18 protein-coding genes and 1 pseudogene are annotated in these 14699 nt (G+C 47.5%); 1 reads left to right on the top strand and 18 read right to left on the bottom strand.

The window, feature by feature from the left end:
• Positions 1–70 precede the first annotated feature (70 nt).
• From ABID47_RS24480 to ABID47_RS24465, 4 genes are all read right to left on the bottom strand, one after another.
• On the bottom strand, positions 71–568 hold the full coding sequence (locus tag ABID47_RS24480) for an AAA family ATPase (protein WP_354500622.1): 498 nt from the start codon (positions 566–568) through the stop codon (positions 71–73).
• Positions 569–912: 344 nt separating this feature from the next.
• Positions 913–1905, bottom strand: a complete 993-nt coding sequence (locus ABID47_RS24475; protein WP_354500620.1) for an NADP-dependent oxidoreductase — start codon at positions 1903–1905, stop codon at positions 913–915.
• A gap of 39 nt (positions 1906–1944) precedes the next feature.
• Positions 1945–2844 carry an oxidoreductase gene (locus ABID47_RS24470; protein ID WP_354500618.1) on the bottom strand — a complete coding sequence of 300 codons (900 nt, stop codon included), beginning with the start codon at positions 2842–2844 and terminating at the stop codon, positions 1945–1947.
• 94 nt (positions 2845–2938) lie between these two features.
• Positions 2939–3697 carry a glucose 1-dehydrogenase gene (locus tag ABID47_RS24465; protein WP_354500616.1) on the bottom strand — a complete coding sequence of 253 codons (759 nt, stop codon included), beginning with the start codon at positions 3695–3697 and terminating at the stop codon, positions 2939–2941.
• A gap of 260 nt (positions 3698–3957) precedes the next feature.
• On the opposite strand from ABID47_RS24465, the gene ABID47_RS24460 reads away from it, so the two are divergent.
• On the top strand, positions 3958–4542 hold the full coding sequence (locus ABID47_RS24460; protein ID WP_076176557.1) for a TetR/AcrR family transcriptional regulator: 585 nt from the start codon (positions 3958–3960) through the stop codon (positions 4540–4542).
• A gap of 349 nt (positions 4543–4891) precedes the next feature.
• On the opposite strand, the gene ABID47_RS24455 is transcribed toward ABID47_RS24460, so the two are convergent.
• The 14 genes and pseudogenes from ABID47_RS24455 to ABID47_RS24390 form a co-directional block, all read right to left on the bottom strand.
• Entirely contained in the window at positions 4892–5290 is a 399-nt protein-coding gene (locus tag ABID47_RS24455; RefSeq protein WP_354500614.1) for a hypothetical protein, read from the bottom strand.
• 434 nt (positions 5291–5724) lie between these two features.
• A complete protein-coding gene (locus tag ABID47_RS24450) occupies positions 5725–6201 on the bottom strand; it encodes an SDR family NAD(P)-dependent oxidoreductase (RefSeq protein ID WP_354500612.1) in 477 nt (158 codons plus the stop codon).
• Positions 6191–6532, bottom strand: a complete 342-nt coding sequence (locus ABID47_RS24445) for an SDR family NAD(P)-dependent oxidoreductase (protein ID WP_354500610.1) — start codon at positions 6530–6532, stop codon at positions 6191–6193. The genes ABID47_RS24450 and ABID47_RS24445 overlap by 11 nt, the downstream gene beginning before the upstream one ends.
• 94 nt (positions 6533–6626) lie before the next feature.
• Entirely contained in the window at positions 6627–6959 is a 333-nt protein-coding gene (gene csaA / locus ABID47_RS24440) for a chaperone CsaA (protein WP_354500608.1), read from the bottom strand.
• Between the two features lie 45 nt (positions 6960–7004).
• The gene (locus ABID47_RS24435; RefSeq protein WP_076177137.1) at positions 7005–7328 is read right to left on the bottom strand and encodes a putative quinol monooxygenase; all 324 of its coding nucleotides are present in this window, start codon (positions 7326–7328) and stop codon (positions 7005–7007) included.
• 119 nt (positions 7329–7447) lie between these two features.
• On the bottom strand, positions 7448–8542 hold the full coding sequence (locus tag ABID47_RS24430; RefSeq protein WP_354500605.1) for an FAD-dependent monooxygenase: 1095 nt from the start codon (positions 8540–8542) through the stop codon (positions 7448–7450).
• 11 nt (positions 8543–8553) lie between these two features.
• Positions 8554–9405 carry an SDR family NAD(P)-dependent oxidoreductase gene (locus tag ABID47_RS24425; RefSeq protein ID WP_354500603.1) on the bottom strand — a complete coding sequence of 284 codons (852 nt, stop codon included), beginning with the start codon at positions 9403–9405 and terminating at the stop codon, positions 8554–8556.
• Between the two features lie 221 nt (positions 9406–9626).
• Positions 9627–10202, bottom strand: a complete 576-nt coding sequence (locus ABID47_RS24420; RefSeq protein WP_212970922.1) for a TetR/AcrR family transcriptional regulator — start codon at positions 10200–10202, stop codon at positions 9627–9629.
• 192 nt (positions 10203–10394) lie between these two features.
• Entirely contained in the window at positions 10395–10964 is a 570-nt protein-coding gene (locus ABID47_RS24415; protein WP_354500601.1) for a dihydrofolate reductase family protein, read from the bottom strand.
• Positions 10965–11206: 242 nt separating this feature from the next.
• Positions 11207–11908, bottom strand: a complete 702-nt coding sequence (locus ABID47_RS24410) for an SDR family NAD(P)-dependent oxidoreductase (RefSeq protein WP_354500599.1) — start codon at positions 11906–11908, stop codon at positions 11207–11209.
• Positions 11909–12098: 190 nt separating this feature from the next.
• A pseudogene (locus ABID47_RS24405) lies at positions 12099–12278 on the bottom strand (phosphotransferase-like protein); the annotation flags it as partial.
• A gap of 68 nt (positions 12279–12346) precedes the next feature.
• Positions 12347–12976, bottom strand: a complete 630-nt coding sequence (locus ABID47_RS24400) for a Type 1 glutamine amidotransferase-like domain-containing protein (RefSeq protein WP_354500597.1) — start codon at positions 12974–12976, stop codon at positions 12347–12349.
• A 269-nt stretch (positions 12977–13245) separates the two neighbouring features.
• The gene (locus ABID47_RS24395) at positions 13246–13608 is read right to left on the bottom strand and encodes a Rieske (2Fe-2S) protein (protein ID WP_354500595.1); all 363 of its coding nucleotides are present in this window, start codon (positions 13606–13608) and stop codon (positions 13246–13248) included.
• Positions 13605–14699: an amidohydrolase family protein gene (locus ABID47_RS24390; protein WP_354500593.1), complete on the bottom strand. Its 1095-nt coding sequence runs from the start codon at positions 14697–14699 to the stop codon at positions 13605–13607. Before ABID47_RS24390 ends, ABID47_RS24395 begins: the two co-directional genes overlap by 4 nt.

Below are 14699 nucleotides of genomic sequence, written 5' to 3'. Positions count from 1 at the left end.
TATTGTATACCACTTCTAAATGGGACAAAATGGTACTTAACAGATATAACTAAACTGTCCGTTACTTACTTCAAGCGTATTGAAGAACCCACTCTTTTATCCGAGTAGCAACTTCGGTTACATCAGTATCCGTTGTATCAATAGTAGGCATAGGCGGGTCATAGACCTCCTCAGCAATTTCAAGCAATCGTTTAGCAAAATTTTTGTGGTTTTGGATTTCTTCCTCTGACCAATTCCTTTCACGTAGACGTTTCTCGCGAGTTTCTTCATCACAATGTAGGTTCAGGTAATACACATGCTTAAAAAAAGGATAGTCCGCACATTGTTCAATATCCCAAGGCATCATGGTTCCGCATATGATAGTCATGCGTCCACTTTGAGCGATATTCCGTGCAACCCGAAGCCAAATATTTCGAATTCTCTCCCAATCATGCCCAAGAAATTCAACGAGATCATCAGGGTCAAAAATATCAAAGTCAGGCATCATTCTCCGTAGCTCCTTAATGACATATGTTTTCCCTGACCCACTTGCACCTGTTACGATAAACAAAGGAATTTTATGATCCATTAGTTGTCCCCCACCCATGCTTATTTTCTCAATTATAGCAACAATCCTGAATAAGGCTGCGGTACTTCCCACATGCTTATTTTGCCGCAAAAAAACCGGAAAGCCCCAATAAGGCCTTCCGGTTCATTATTCACCATATCATTCGCCTAATCCTCGGCGCCAGTAAGCTTCCCGCCCCTCTACCACACGCTCGGCCAAATCCTACACATAGACTAGGTCCTTGCAGATATCAGGTTACAAACGAGACCAACTCGTACATCTTCAGCACATTTGCACATCGACTATATCCAGCAATCATGAATTCGATAAACCGAACCAGAGGTGTGGTCCCGATCTTCTCTACATCAGTTGCCGGCAGGCAGGAGGATCAGTTTGCCACGGGCATGTCCGCTCTGGCTGATGTCGAGTGCTCTACGCCAGTCCTCAAGGGCGAAAGTCTGGGCGACCGGAACGGTGAACTTGCCGTCTGCAGCATACTGGGCGAACTCGCTGAGAACATCATAGCGTAAGGTCTGGTCTTCTCCGCTGCTGGCGCGGACGCCGAGTTTGGCAGCTGCCCCGAAGTCGCTGATGGTTAGAACACGGCGGGGATCACCACCGGCGATCCGGATAAGGTCGGGCAATATGCCGCTGACCGGAGCAGTGTCCAGAACCAGGTCCACCGGCTGTCTGGCGAGCTCGGTTACCCGCTCGACCATTCCGTCACCGTACGAGGTCACCGCCGCTCCCATCGAACGGAGCCGGTCGGCGTAAGTGTCACCGGCGGTAGCGATCACGTTGGCACCGTCCATGAGGGCAATCTGGACGGCAGCGAAGCCCATCATTGTGCCTGCTCCGTGCACCAGCAGGGTGTGGCCCGACTTAACACCAAGTGCTTTAAGATGGTTGTATGCAATGGTGACCGCCATTGGAAGCGCCGCAGCTTGCACGAACTCGAGTCCTGCAGGGATGCGGATCCAATAGTCCATGATCGCCCGATCCGCTGCGCCGGCGCTCGGGGCGCCGACAAAGTCGGCGGAGCCCAGGACGGCGTCACCGATAACGACATCGGTGACCCCCTCACCGACCGCTTCCACAATCCCGGACACTTCCAGCCCGATACCGCGGGGCAGCTTACCAGGATATAACCCTTTGCACAAGACCCAGTCAACCGGATTCAGTCCGCAAGCTCGCACCGTTACACGAATGCGTCCCGGGCCTGGGGAAGGGATCTCGACCTGTTCCATACGCAGTACATCAGCCGGTTCGCCGTAGTCGTGGAGGCGGATCGCCCGCATAGTAGCAGGGCTGGACGTCTGATTGTTCCCATCTTTGCTTGACGTATCTAGATTCTCCAATTGGATATCCCCTCCCGTTTGTTATAGCAAATCGTGTTTTTACATAAGTGTATACTTCACTTGTGTCAACTCCTCGGAAACCGTCCACAACCGCCGCGCAACGGCTTCGTCATGCGAGCTCGCACTCGAGACGACCTTCTTGGGGTAGCCGCGCAATTCGAGACTCGTTGGCCCGTAGTAATCTCCACCTCGAACGCCTGGCGCAGTGGCTGCAAACAGGGTCGGCAAAACACCCATTTTCGGAGACTGCGCGAAAAACGGATTCAGGCTCCGCATCATGCTGGAATGCCGCAGCGCATTGGTCGCTGACCAGCCCGGATGCGAAGCTACTGCCAGCGTTGATTGGCCTGCTGCAACAAGCCTGCGCTGCAACTCATAGGTGAACAGCAGATTCGCCAGCTTGCTCTGAGCGTAGGCGCGCGCTGGATGGTAATTCCGCTCCCAGTTCAGATCATCAAAGCGAATCACTCCCGACCGATGCGACAAACTGCTTATGGTCACAATGCGTGCGCCCGGCGTCGCGTCGAGCATATCCAGCATCAAACCGGTCAGCGCAAAGTGCCCAAGGTGATTGATCCCAAACTGCTGCTCGAAGCCCTGCGCTGTCTTCCCGTAAGGCGGCTTCGCCACGCCGGCGTTGTTGATCAGGAGATCCAGCCGATCATAGTGCTGGCGAAAGGCTGCCGCAAAAGCGTGGACGGACTCCAGATCACCCAAATCGAGCTTCATGACTACGACCTTGCCCGACGGCTTAAGTGTTTTAATCTGGTCAGCCGCCATGTTGGCGTTAGCGATACTGCGGCAGGCCATAATGACCGTCGCCCCTTTGGTGGCTAGCACCCGCGCCGCTTCCCAACCAATCCCGCTGTTTGATCCGGTTACAATGGCCACTCGACCGGTCTGATCTGGCATGTGGTCTTCTGTCCATGGTGTTGTCATGTGGTTTCTTCCTTCCTCTGTTCAATCCAAAAAACTAGTGGCATGCTCCGATCAGGTACAACATGTTTATCCAGCTGCGAGCTTGGACACGGACTTAGATCTGAGAGCCGCCTCCGTCCACGGGAATTTCGGCTCCGGTTGTGTAAGTCGCGTCGAACGCAAGGAATGCGGCTGCTTTGGCAACCTCGATGGGGTCACCGAAACGCAGCATGGGGATCTGCTGACTCATCTGTGCCTTGGTCTGTTCTGCAGCTTCCTTCGGCATCGACTTCTCCATGATGCCGGTGTCGATAGGGCCTGGGCTGACCGCGTTGACGCGAATCTGCTTCGGCAACAGCTCACGGGCCAAACTGCGCGTCATGGAGCGCAGCGCTGCTTTACTTGCCCCATAAGCATTAAGCATCGGGATACCCACTGCGTTCGCGATCGAGGTGGTGAACACCACGCTGCTTCCTGCGTTTAGCAACGGGGTCAGTCTCTGCACGGTAAAGTACGGGCCTTTGGTGTTGATTGTAAATAACTCGTCGTACACTTCCTCGGTCACCGACTCGAAGGGGATAAAGTGCGTGATGCCGGCGTTTATGAACAAGGCATCGATCGTTCCAAACTCAGCCTTTACCCGTTCAGCCAATTTATCGATATCCGTTAAAGACGCGGCGTCGCTCAGCACTGCGACCGCGTTGCTGCCAATTTTTTCACGAGCAATGTCAAGCTTATCCTGGTTACGACCAGTGATCAGAACACGCGCTCCTTCATCCGCCAGCAGCTGTGCTGTTACGAGGCCGATCCCGCTGCTGCCTCCTGTGATCACTACATTCTTGCCTGCGTATTTACTTCCAGTATGGTTTGCCATCTCCATCGTCCTCCCTTGGTTTATGTGCTAAACTAACGTCAAATGTTGGATAAGAAGCCTTTACTTTGAACCAACGATTTGACCCAACAGTGTAGTAAAAGCAACACTGTCTGTGCTAATCTTATCTAAGCGGTTTAGCTTATACAACCAGTAAAAAACCGTTTTTGTGGGTTATCCAACACACGTACTTATTTGTTGGCCTTTAGTTTTCCTAAACGCATGATAACCAATTTATCCTGAGAGAGAGGGTGGAGCATAACATGCTGACTAACACAAACGATCCCCGTGTGAAACGGACGCGTCAATTATTGATGCAAGCTTTTATGGAATTGCTTGAGCAGAAGAGGAATGTCACTTCTATTACCGTACAAGATATTACGTCTTACGCGACCGTAAATCGCTCTACGTTCTATGCGCATTTTGAAGACAAATTCGCATTTCTTGAGAGCTGGATGCGGGAAAAATTTCTAGAGAAGCTGAAGGATGAGCTGCCTAACGCTGCTTTATCCGATATAGGGAGCCTGCGAACGCTTATTTTAATCGTTTTTGATTTTCTTTTCTGTACTCGTCCGTATATGACTTTAGCTGATCGTCAGTATGAACCGTTATTTGAGGTCGCGATGCAAAAGGAACTGTATGACCTATTATTCACCTGGTTAAGTGAACAATCGGAACCATCCGTTTCACGAGAGACGGTGGAGACTGCCGCCCGGATTGCAAGCTGGGGCATATTTGGATCAGCCCTGGAGTGGAGCAGACATCCGGAATATCGATCGGCGGAAGACATGGCGCGAGAAGTTTTGGTGGTCGTTGCTGCTGGCATAGCACCCGTAATAGGGGAATAATTGGTCCCGCGAACAGGCGGAGCGGTCAAAAAGAGTGCCTGATATTCGTCAAGATGAGGGGCACCTTGAGAGTCGGTCTGTAACCTTTTGATCGAACCGTAGATTTATGACGCGTTTCTCTCATACAATTAAAAAAGGACAGGCAGCCTGTCCTTTTTGTGTTGATCCACAAAGGGTAAATATTGTTTCATTCCTCATTGTCTATATGGCTTGAATACACAGTACCTGTTTTCTGCCGGTGGCGCATCTAGACCGAACGTCCTGCAAGTTACATAAGCTACTACAACTCTGAGCGATACCAGTGGACATAAAAAAAGATGACCCCCGACGAATTCAGAGGTCATCAGATTTAAGCTTTTTGAGCAATACGAAAGCTTATACTAATTTTACCACCATTAGGTGTTGGTACAGCTTTAAATTTATAATCGCTACTTAAGGAACCCACTGGAGCACTAATGTGGCCACTCTTCCCGGGTGCGAGAGTTCTTTTTTGACCTCCGTTAATTGAGATTTTCACACTTACTTTGCCAGTATTTTTAATCCAGAAGTTTAATTTTGCCCCGTTACTCTTTTTTAATCGGTATGTGGCCTGAAATTCAGTTCCTGAATAACTGCCACTCTCAGTTGCATTATCTTTCGACGAACTTTCAGTCGACTCCGCAAAAGCAGGTATAGTACTAGTTCCAGCAATGAGACCAAATACCAGAACAGATGATACTACTCCTTTGAAAACGGACTTAAGATTCACGATCAAGCCCTCCTTATAATTTATTTATAACTATTCGGCCTATAGATCTTTCTGTAATAATTTTGGGTTCATCCCTATTTTAGATATATTTTACATTTACTTCACTAGTAAAAAAAGTACGCGTCTGAACTTGTTTAGATCTAGATTTTTGCAAAATTCGATTCCAGCTCCTGACGAACTAAACCGTTTCGCTCTAGCTTCCTAGATAATGTCGTATTTGCATCCGATTAGTTTTCCAAATATCATCGACCGAAAAATTAAAAGGCAACCGGCCATTTTGGTCGGCTGCCTTCGGCTTTCTTCATTGAGATATCGTTTCACGTTAGCCTAAATGAATTATCAAACTCTTTAGTAAGGAGAAAACATATTAAGGTATCAGTAAATAAAGAGCCCAATTTAGAAGTTCAAATTTAATTTTATCGAACCATTTCGGTTTAAATCGTTTTAATCATATTTCCATCAATAACATAATCCGCTCCGGTAATCATTGAAGCTCGCTCCGAAGCAAGGAAAACTGCAAGGTTCGCAATATCTTCGGCTTCTGCAAATTTTCCCAATGTTATACCAGCCATTTTAGGCAGCTCTTCAAAAACTTTTTCGGAATCCATCGCTGCAACTGAACCGATCGTTTTGGCCATTCCGTTTTCAGGGTCTTGCCACAAAGGTGTTACGACCGGTCCAGGCGAGATCGAGTTCACTCTAATATGACGAGGCCCAAACTCGCCAGCCAGCATTTTCGTCAAATTATTAAGTGCCGCTTTGGTTGTTCCATAAATGGGCAATAACATTTCGGGCATTTGTGCATTTACCGAAGAGATATTTACAATGGCACCCTCATTGTTCTTGAGGATATGCGATAATGCTGCTTGCGTAATACGAACAACGCTAAACAGGTTTAAATCAAAAATCAAAAAGTTGTTCCCATTCCTCATTTGGCGTAGCTAAAAAACCTTCTCCTCTCCTCTTGTCAACTGCCCCGATACTATTGATTAAAATGTCGACTCTACCGAACACGCCACCGAGTTTTTCAGAAAGTTCAACGGTATTGCGTTCCATACTGACATCAATCGGTAGATGTTTGACTGATTTGTTTTCAACAAGATCAGCCAATTCCTCCGTTAAAGTCCGACTTACCGCGACGACACTTGCCCCTTCCTCGACAAATTTTCGAACGATAGCGAGTCCAATTCCTTTACTTGCTCCGGTAACGACAGCTACTTTGTTGGCTAATTTAAGATCCATGTTTACCTCCGAAAGCTAACGCTTTTAAAATTTAAATTCCTTTATTTCCAAGTATTATTCCATTGATGAAAACAATTTAGGTAGATCCTTATTTTTACGCAATAGGCGTACCATTAGGCATTTCAGTATCCGGCTTTAATAGAATAACATCTCCTTTTTCCGGGACTCCGCCCAACACTAATACCTCCGATTTGAATCCCGCAATGCGCCGAGGAGGAAAATTGACGATTCCTATAATTTGCTTCCCTACAATTTCCTCAACCTTGTATCGCTTAGTGATTTGTGCACTTGAGGATTTCATCCCGATCTCCGGTCCAAAATCAATCTTAAGCTTTATCGCAGGGATCTTTGCTTCTTCAAAAAACTCCGCTTCCTTAATCGTTCCGACACGAATATCTAGTGCTGTAAAATCATCGATTGTTGCCAATGTTTTGCCTCCTCCACTAGAGTCCTTAACCCCTTGGTGTTGCTCTTATTGCGCTGGGCGGAACGGCTGCAGGAGCCGAATCCCTTCCTCAATGGATCCCTCCATCAACTCTAAGAGCTGGGGTACCAGTTCCTTCATTCGGGGGGCGTTCAGGTGCCGATCGAGGGCATCCCGGTTTTCCCAGCGCTCGTAGATGATGAATGTGCCCGGCTGGCCTTCTACTTCGTGAGCCTCGTAGTCAATGTTGCCCAAGTCGTTGCGCGACGGGGTGACAGCAGCAGTCATGAATGCCTTCATCTCGGCTTCTCTCCCTGCTTTAGCTCTCGCCTCCCAGAGTACAGTAACGTAACGGTTCTTTGTATCGTTCATGCTAATTCCTCCTAATTTATAAATACTTCGCAGTTTCTGCATTACCGTTTTCTCAAATGGGCAAATTCCCCGTTTATGCTTAAAATTCCAGTGTATCAATGGCCCCCAGCTTAATGCTGTTATAAGCGTCCAAAAGAACGATTAAAGCCTTGGCCCGCAAGAACATCTTGACGAACTACATCTAATCGGCGTATTTGGTATTCACTCAAAGCATTTATGATCGAATTCGGATACTGTTTAATAGAGTCTATAATGGCAACCGTATCATCAAGTGAGTCATTAAAGCCTGCGCCCGTCATTGGTGACATGGTATGAGCTGCGTCGCCGATCATGGCTATTCTTCCTTTTGACAATATATTAGGGATGTATTCATTAACAGGTGCCCCGATTAAACTGCGGTCCTTAATCGCGATTTGCAAAATGGCATCATCTTCTTTGCTCCAATTGGCTTGGCTGGTTTGTGATAGTTCTTCCAGCAGCGAATCCGGAATAGCTTCACCGTATAGGGAATATTGGGCAACCCCGTCCTTTAACACCCCTAATTCAGACAGCAATGGATTATGCGAATGATCAAACCAGCAAAAACCTAGCCATCGCTGGCCAGGATGGGTACCCCCCTCTTTCCCTGGCATCACCGCAGTTGTCAATTTACCGGCAGCACTATCGTTGAAATAAGCGCTCGAAAGCTGCCGTTTTTTCCAGTCTTTCTTGGGCAGCAAATGTTCATCCACTTTCCCTACCCAAGCCAGATAGCCAGCATAATCTGCAAATGGTTTGTCAGGGCTTAAATAACGGCGGACAATACTGCGATATCCATCTGCGCCAATTAAAAAGTCTCCTTTAAACGTCTGCTTCTCTTCACTGGTAGCCCAAGCAGATGATTCATTTTGCCCAACACTAACAATTCGTGTATGGTGCCGAAGGGTAATACGAGGTTCTTTAGCGACCGCATAGCGCAAACGTTCTTGAATGGCTGACCAAGCTTCAACATGGTTGCTACCATTGGATGCCAAGTGTCTTAATTCACGTTCAATTTCACTGTTACGATAGGGCTTTGTGTGTAAGCGAATAAAAGCACCATTTCTTAATGATGAATCTGCACGTTCAAGAATGGTCACTGTATAACCAGAACGGGATAACGCAAGCCCCATCATTAGACCACCTAAAGATCCACCTACAATAATGGCATGTTCAAATTGTTTTTGTGACATCATTCATTCTCCCGTTACTGCAATTTCATCTGGCTGCGGAGCATCCGATCGAGGAGTTTGTCTGGGAGAATTCGGACCAGTCGGGTCAGCAGCGCGGAATCGCGACCGACCGTATAGCGGGTGCGCGGCTTACTTACGTGGATGGCTCGTGAAACCACTGCTGCCACTTTCTCGGGGCGGATACCGTCCGTTGCCCATGTTTCAGCCTGAGCCTTCACGGCATCAAAAAGACGATCATGGCGCCTGTGCTGATCCGGCGTCATCAATTTCGCCAGCCGCTCTGCCGTCGTAATCCCTTGCTCCGACAGGCCTGTGCTGACGCCACCCGGCGTGATCATGATGACCTTGAGGCCAAACGAGGACATCTCCCTGCGGAGACTGTCATTGATCGCTTCCATAGCATACTTTGCAGCCGAATAAATTCCGAACCCGGGCATGGAAACCTTGCCCCCAAGCGAACCGATATTGACCACGCGTCCGCCGCTGTTCAGCAAGGCCGGGGTAAGTGCCTGAATAACCGCGACCTGCCCGATCACGCTGACTTCGATCTGGCGGCGAAATTCATCCAGCGGAACCATCTCGAGAGGGGCATTAACGGCGATGCCGGCATTGTTGACCACTGCCCGCAAAGGGCGACCAAGTGGATCTTGCTCCACCCGTTCGGCCAGCGCCTTTAGTGTGTTGATATTGGTAACATCGACGATCACCGGTTCGATATTTTTGCGTTTGATTTTGTCGGCGTCTTCCTGACGACGAACCCCCGCCAAAACGTGAAATCCTTCAGCGGCGAGCTGCTCCGCGGTAGCCCTGCCGATGCCGCTGGATGTACCTGTGACGACGACCAGCTCTTGAGTTTTGAATGGCATAGTAACCCTCCTAGGTTTGGTAAGATGTGGATCACGGTATAGCACTGTTATACGGTTATTATAGCACCGCTATACAAAACTGTCTATAGCGGTGCTATATATTTTCTAGAGTTATTGTCCGGCGGTTCGAACATCGTTTGACTCGCATCCTCCAAACATAAAAAAGATCGCCATCCTCCTGGATGTCCAGGTTGGATAGGCGATCTTTCTTATCGAATTCCTCATTTTGAATCGGCTTCCGGCCTTTGGATCAAAATGATCTGCATTACGCTTTCCCGAATGAGATCAACGACGTCGGGCTGGGGTGGGGGTGTCTTACGAACCTGGGCCGTCACATACAGCCAAGAGGCCGTATTCGCAGAAGCCCAGACCAGATCTGCCGCAGCCTGGACTGACACTGCCAGTTTGCCTTCGTCGGCGACTCTCTGAACATTTTGCACCAGTGCTTGGTGCGACTGATCTGCCGCCTCGATATGGGCTCCCTCGAGCAACCGCCCCATCATCGCCGCATAAATCCGAGGACGGGCTGCCGCGAAGCGGACATAGTCATCCCATCCTTGACGAAGAGCCATCTCTGGAATGGCCGACTCCACAGCGGCAATCTTGCTTTTAAATAACTGTTTGAACGCTTCCACTATAGCTGCACTCAGGAGTCCATCGGCACTGCCGAAATGATGGTAGAGCGTAGGAGCCGTAACCTGTGCGATCGCAGTTACGGCTCGCGTCGAAAATTGGGCTCCGCCCTCCTCTTCGAGTACCTTAAGAGCAGCTGCTAATATTTTGTCATATGTGTTCATACGCCCATTATAGCAGTGCTATACACGAATGTCCATAAGGAAGGTTGTACGCTTAGAGCTTTTATTGTTTTAACGATATATGTAAACTGATCTATAGCTAAATAAAGACAGCAGCCATGCTTCTTGGCCGGCTGCCGACTTGTATTTTAAGCAATCGTTCCCCGTTAGAGCGGAACACATTGTACGGCACGACTATTTCTCCAACTCATAGCGGGTCGCGATAATGCCCGACTTGAACGTTTGGCTGGACAGCAGCTTGAGCCTGATTTTCTCGACGCCGCCGTCGAAAACCGAATTTCCACCGCCCAGGACAACCGGACAAATCGTCAGTAGAAATTCGTCGATCAGGCCGAGCTCAAGCAGCGTCTTCGCAGCCCCCGGGCTGCCGAAGATAACGAGATTTTTGCCAGGCTCCTCCTTGAGCGCCTTAATTTCCTCTGCGATATTGTCCTTGATCAGGATCGTATTGTTCCATTCCGCCTTGTCCATCGTGCCGGAGATGACGATCTTCTTAACATCCTGCACCCATTTGGCATGCTCCATATCGTGCCTCGACGCATTCGGATTATCCAGCACCGTGGGCCAGTAGCTCTCCATCATCCGATACGTCGTGCGTCCGTATACGGGAGAGCCGACTTCGGCTACGACCTCCTCGGCGTACTTCTCGAATTCCTCGTTATACGGAATCCAATCCAGTCCTCCGTTCGAATCCGACGCATACCCGTCTAGCGACACATGCATGAACAATACGAGTTTCCTCATGTCTGTTTCTCCTCCGTTTTCGAATTTATCTTGTTCTATTTTTGGCACTTGTCCTGTGTTTGTTCTGCTGTTAGGTTCACTATAAATCATTACGTAACGTAAGGTTCAAGGGAGAATCAGAATTTTTTTCAGACAGTCATGTTGCGCAAAACTGCCCGTTAGCTTAAATGCTTACTTCTTTAGCCATTTTCATCCCCCATTGCTGCTAACTGTCCTTAGCTTATGTATCATCCATATTTGTTTTAAGATTGCGAAGCTAAAACCCTTCTAACAATTTTTTTCGCAGCATCTTCCGCAGATTTCAAGGCACCTGTTTCTTTGGCTTCTCTAAAAAAATTCGAAACTGCTAGTCCTTCTTGGTTCCGTGCCACCTTCTGCATATCGGTATCAACCATACCCGGATCTACTTTGTATATAGTTAGCGCTTTATGATCCTCCAATTGTATGCAGGACGTGAACATATTCAAAGCAGCCTTTGAAGCACAGTACAAGCTCATGCCAGCTGCCGCATCTTTAGCAGAATCAGAGGATACGTTTACAATGATACGATGGACATTCCTCTCATCCGTTTGGTTTATTAAAGACTGGGTTAACAAGATCGGCGCTAACAAGTTGGTTTGTATACTTTTTACTGCGTCTTCAGGTCTACAATCGTCTATATTCCCTAATGGTGTTACCTGAGCTGCGTTATTAATCAATGTGATCGACTCTATTTCATCACGAACTCGTTCCATTATCCCTCTAATTAATTCTGATATGCCATCCGTGTTTTGTAGATCATATTTCACAAAATGTAATTTACAATCGTGTCGAGCTGCAAATTCGTTCAGAGAGTCATTATGGTTCCTTGCAACTGCGAAGATAAGATGATTACGGTTAATAAGCTGTTTACAGATCTCGTAACCCAAACCACGAGACGTACCTGTAATAATAAATGCTCTCATCCAGTTTACCTCTTTCCATTTGTTTGGTGAATTTGTTTGGAGATCATCTATTGCTTCGATTCGTTCTTATGTATACCTGCCCATTTGATAAATAAAAGGAGCAGCTGCCACCGGCAAAAACTGCTCCTTCATTTGTTGAGTTATAATACCCCGTTAGCGTAATTCCAACATCCGTCGGGCAGACGGAGGAACTTAGTATCTTTTCCGCACATTCTGTTGGGCTCAACTCTTCAGTATTTACTTCAAGGTTATATTCATTAAAGGAAAATACTTTGTCGAACAGGGAATTTGCTAGTCCAATCTTTCGATCTCCACTGATTTGCTCTCTTCTTGTGAGTTCTTCTTTCGAGTATATTACATCTACAAAAAGAAAATATTCGAGAAATAATTGAACTATCCTGCCCGTTGAATAAAGCCAGCCAGTCCGGTTCACTACATTCATTCGATAATAATTACTTCTCCATCCCTCAAAGCTTTAAAAAGGATTTTATTATTGATCATATATTCAACTGCTTTATCCATATCTTCAGATTCTTTATGGTCCGATTTATAATGTGGGGCAATAGCATAATTCAAAATATTTAAACCTTCCCAAATCGTTTGATATTGTTCTCCGTATGGTTTCTGATCGGGGTCATCTACTAAGTGAATCCCTCTCAGTGTTGGTCCTAGAATACATACACCTGCACTATATCCCCCATAAACAATACTCTTACTGTCCCTATGGTATTCTTTAATAATTTCATCAAAACCACTCAATTTCATGGCCTGTGCTAAGACAAATGTATTGCCACCTCTAACCCATATAACATCGTAATGTTCGAGTTTATCTTTAAGTGCTTTTGAGTTATTAAAATACAGTTTTAAGTCTAAGACATCCACATTAAAGCCCAATTTTTCAAGATCGGAAATGTTCATTGCAACGCTTTTGTTTCTTCTTTCCAAATCAGTCACATAGTCCAATGCATTATGAATAAAAGCAACATGTTTATTCCCATTTGCTGTCATTTCTTTCAATTTAACTTCTTCAGTTCCTATTTTATAGGATGATGATAAATAATATTTCAATATACCCCTCCTTAGTCATTTGTTTTGTAGAGACGAATAAAACATGATTTCTGCTCAAAACAATTACTATTTCTCTGTCTTATTAAAATTTCCTCTTTTATCCATTCCGCCCATTAGCTTAATGAAAAAAGCAGCCGGCTTTTGTCGGCTGCCTTCAAATGTTTTTCTTGTTTGTTCTGCTTGTTTTTATGTCTTCTAGTTCGACAAGTACTTATATTGTTAAAAGAAAAAACGGCTAAGGAATCATATCCTTAGCCGCAAACCAATCTTCAATTCCTCTTACGTAACACAACATATACCCCGGTATCGTCGGTTTCCACCGGATAACCACGCAGCTTCGCGTCGCTGCCTGGAGCCAGGTGATGACCGCTCTTCAGGTCAAATTCCCAGCCGTGCCATGGGCATCGCAGCACTCGATCTTCCAATCCGTAACAATAATCGTAAACATCGGAAGGAAGCCGGGTCCCTCGAATCGCCCCCGCGCATACCGGCGCCGCCGCATGCGGGCAAACGTTACGCCACGCATAGTATTTACCTTCGATCCGAAACAGGCCGATTTCCATCTCTTTCACTTTTACGATAAGTCTGCCGCCGTCAATGATCGCATCTGGCTCCGCAACTTTCACTCTCATGCGGGATCCGCCTCCTTAGGCCCCTCCGGGATCGGGAAGCCGTACAGCTCTGCCGCGTTATCCCCTAGAATACGCTCTTTCAACTTCTGGGGGAGGTTTCTCAGCACGACTTTTGGATTGTCGAAGTCCCAATGCGGGTAGTCGGATGAGAACATGGCGATCTGTTCAGCATGCATCATCTGAAAGATTTGCAGCAGATGTTCCGGCTGCTTCGGTTCTTCGATCGGTTGCGTTGTTACCCGCACATGCTCCACAATATACTCCGATGGTAGACGCTTGAGCCATGGCGTGGTATCGCGCAGCGCTTTATAGTTTTTGTCCATGCGCCACATCAAATGGGGCAGCCAGGCTATACCGCCTTCGATCGCTACAAATTTAAGCTTCGGATATTTTTCGAACACCCCTTCGCATACCAGGCTATTGATATGAGTCATAAAATTCGCAGGTAGAATATTGTGCCATTCCATATACCGGGTCGGGTACCCGGCCGGTGTCGGGGCGCCGGATATCCCCTTTCCTTCCGTGCCCGGATGAATGGCGACCGGCAGTCCATTCCGTTCTGCTGCTTCATAGATCGGATGGTAAAAGCGGTTGCCGTACGGCATACGCGCTCCGCTTCCCATAACGACCTGCACCATGCCCGGATGCGGCCCCATCCTGTCGATCTCTTTGACGGCTTCGGCCGGATCGGAATGGTTGATCTGAATGGAGCCTTTGAATTTTGGGCTGACGCTAAGCCAATGATCCGCCAGCCAATCGTTGAAGGCGGCAGCTACGGCATTCGCATAGTCTGGATCGGCGTGAAGTGAAAGGCCCTGTTCTCCCCCACCCGTTAGTATGCCGTAATCGATTCCGAACGGTTCCATATAATGCTGCAGGACAAACTGCGGATCGCTTCCGGGGGTTGCGCCATTGTCGGGCTTTGCATCCTGACGCAATACACCTACGGGCGAATAATACTGCCCATGCACACCGATACCACTTTCGAGCCATTGTTGGTGCCATACTTTCGGTAAATAAGGCAGCAAGTCCTGCAGTTTGTCGATCGCATTGTGGATGTCAGCATCAACGATAAACGATGCGGATCGCAT

The sequence above is a fragment of the Paenibacillus favisporus genome (assembly GCF_040545415.1).
Lineage (GTDB): Bacteria > Bacillota > Bacilli > Paenibacillales > Paenibacillaceae > Paenibacillus_AQ > Paenibacillus_AQ favisporus.
The sequence above is the reverse complement of the archived record's forward strand: the minus strand, read 5'-3'. Positions and strand labels throughout refer to the sequence as shown.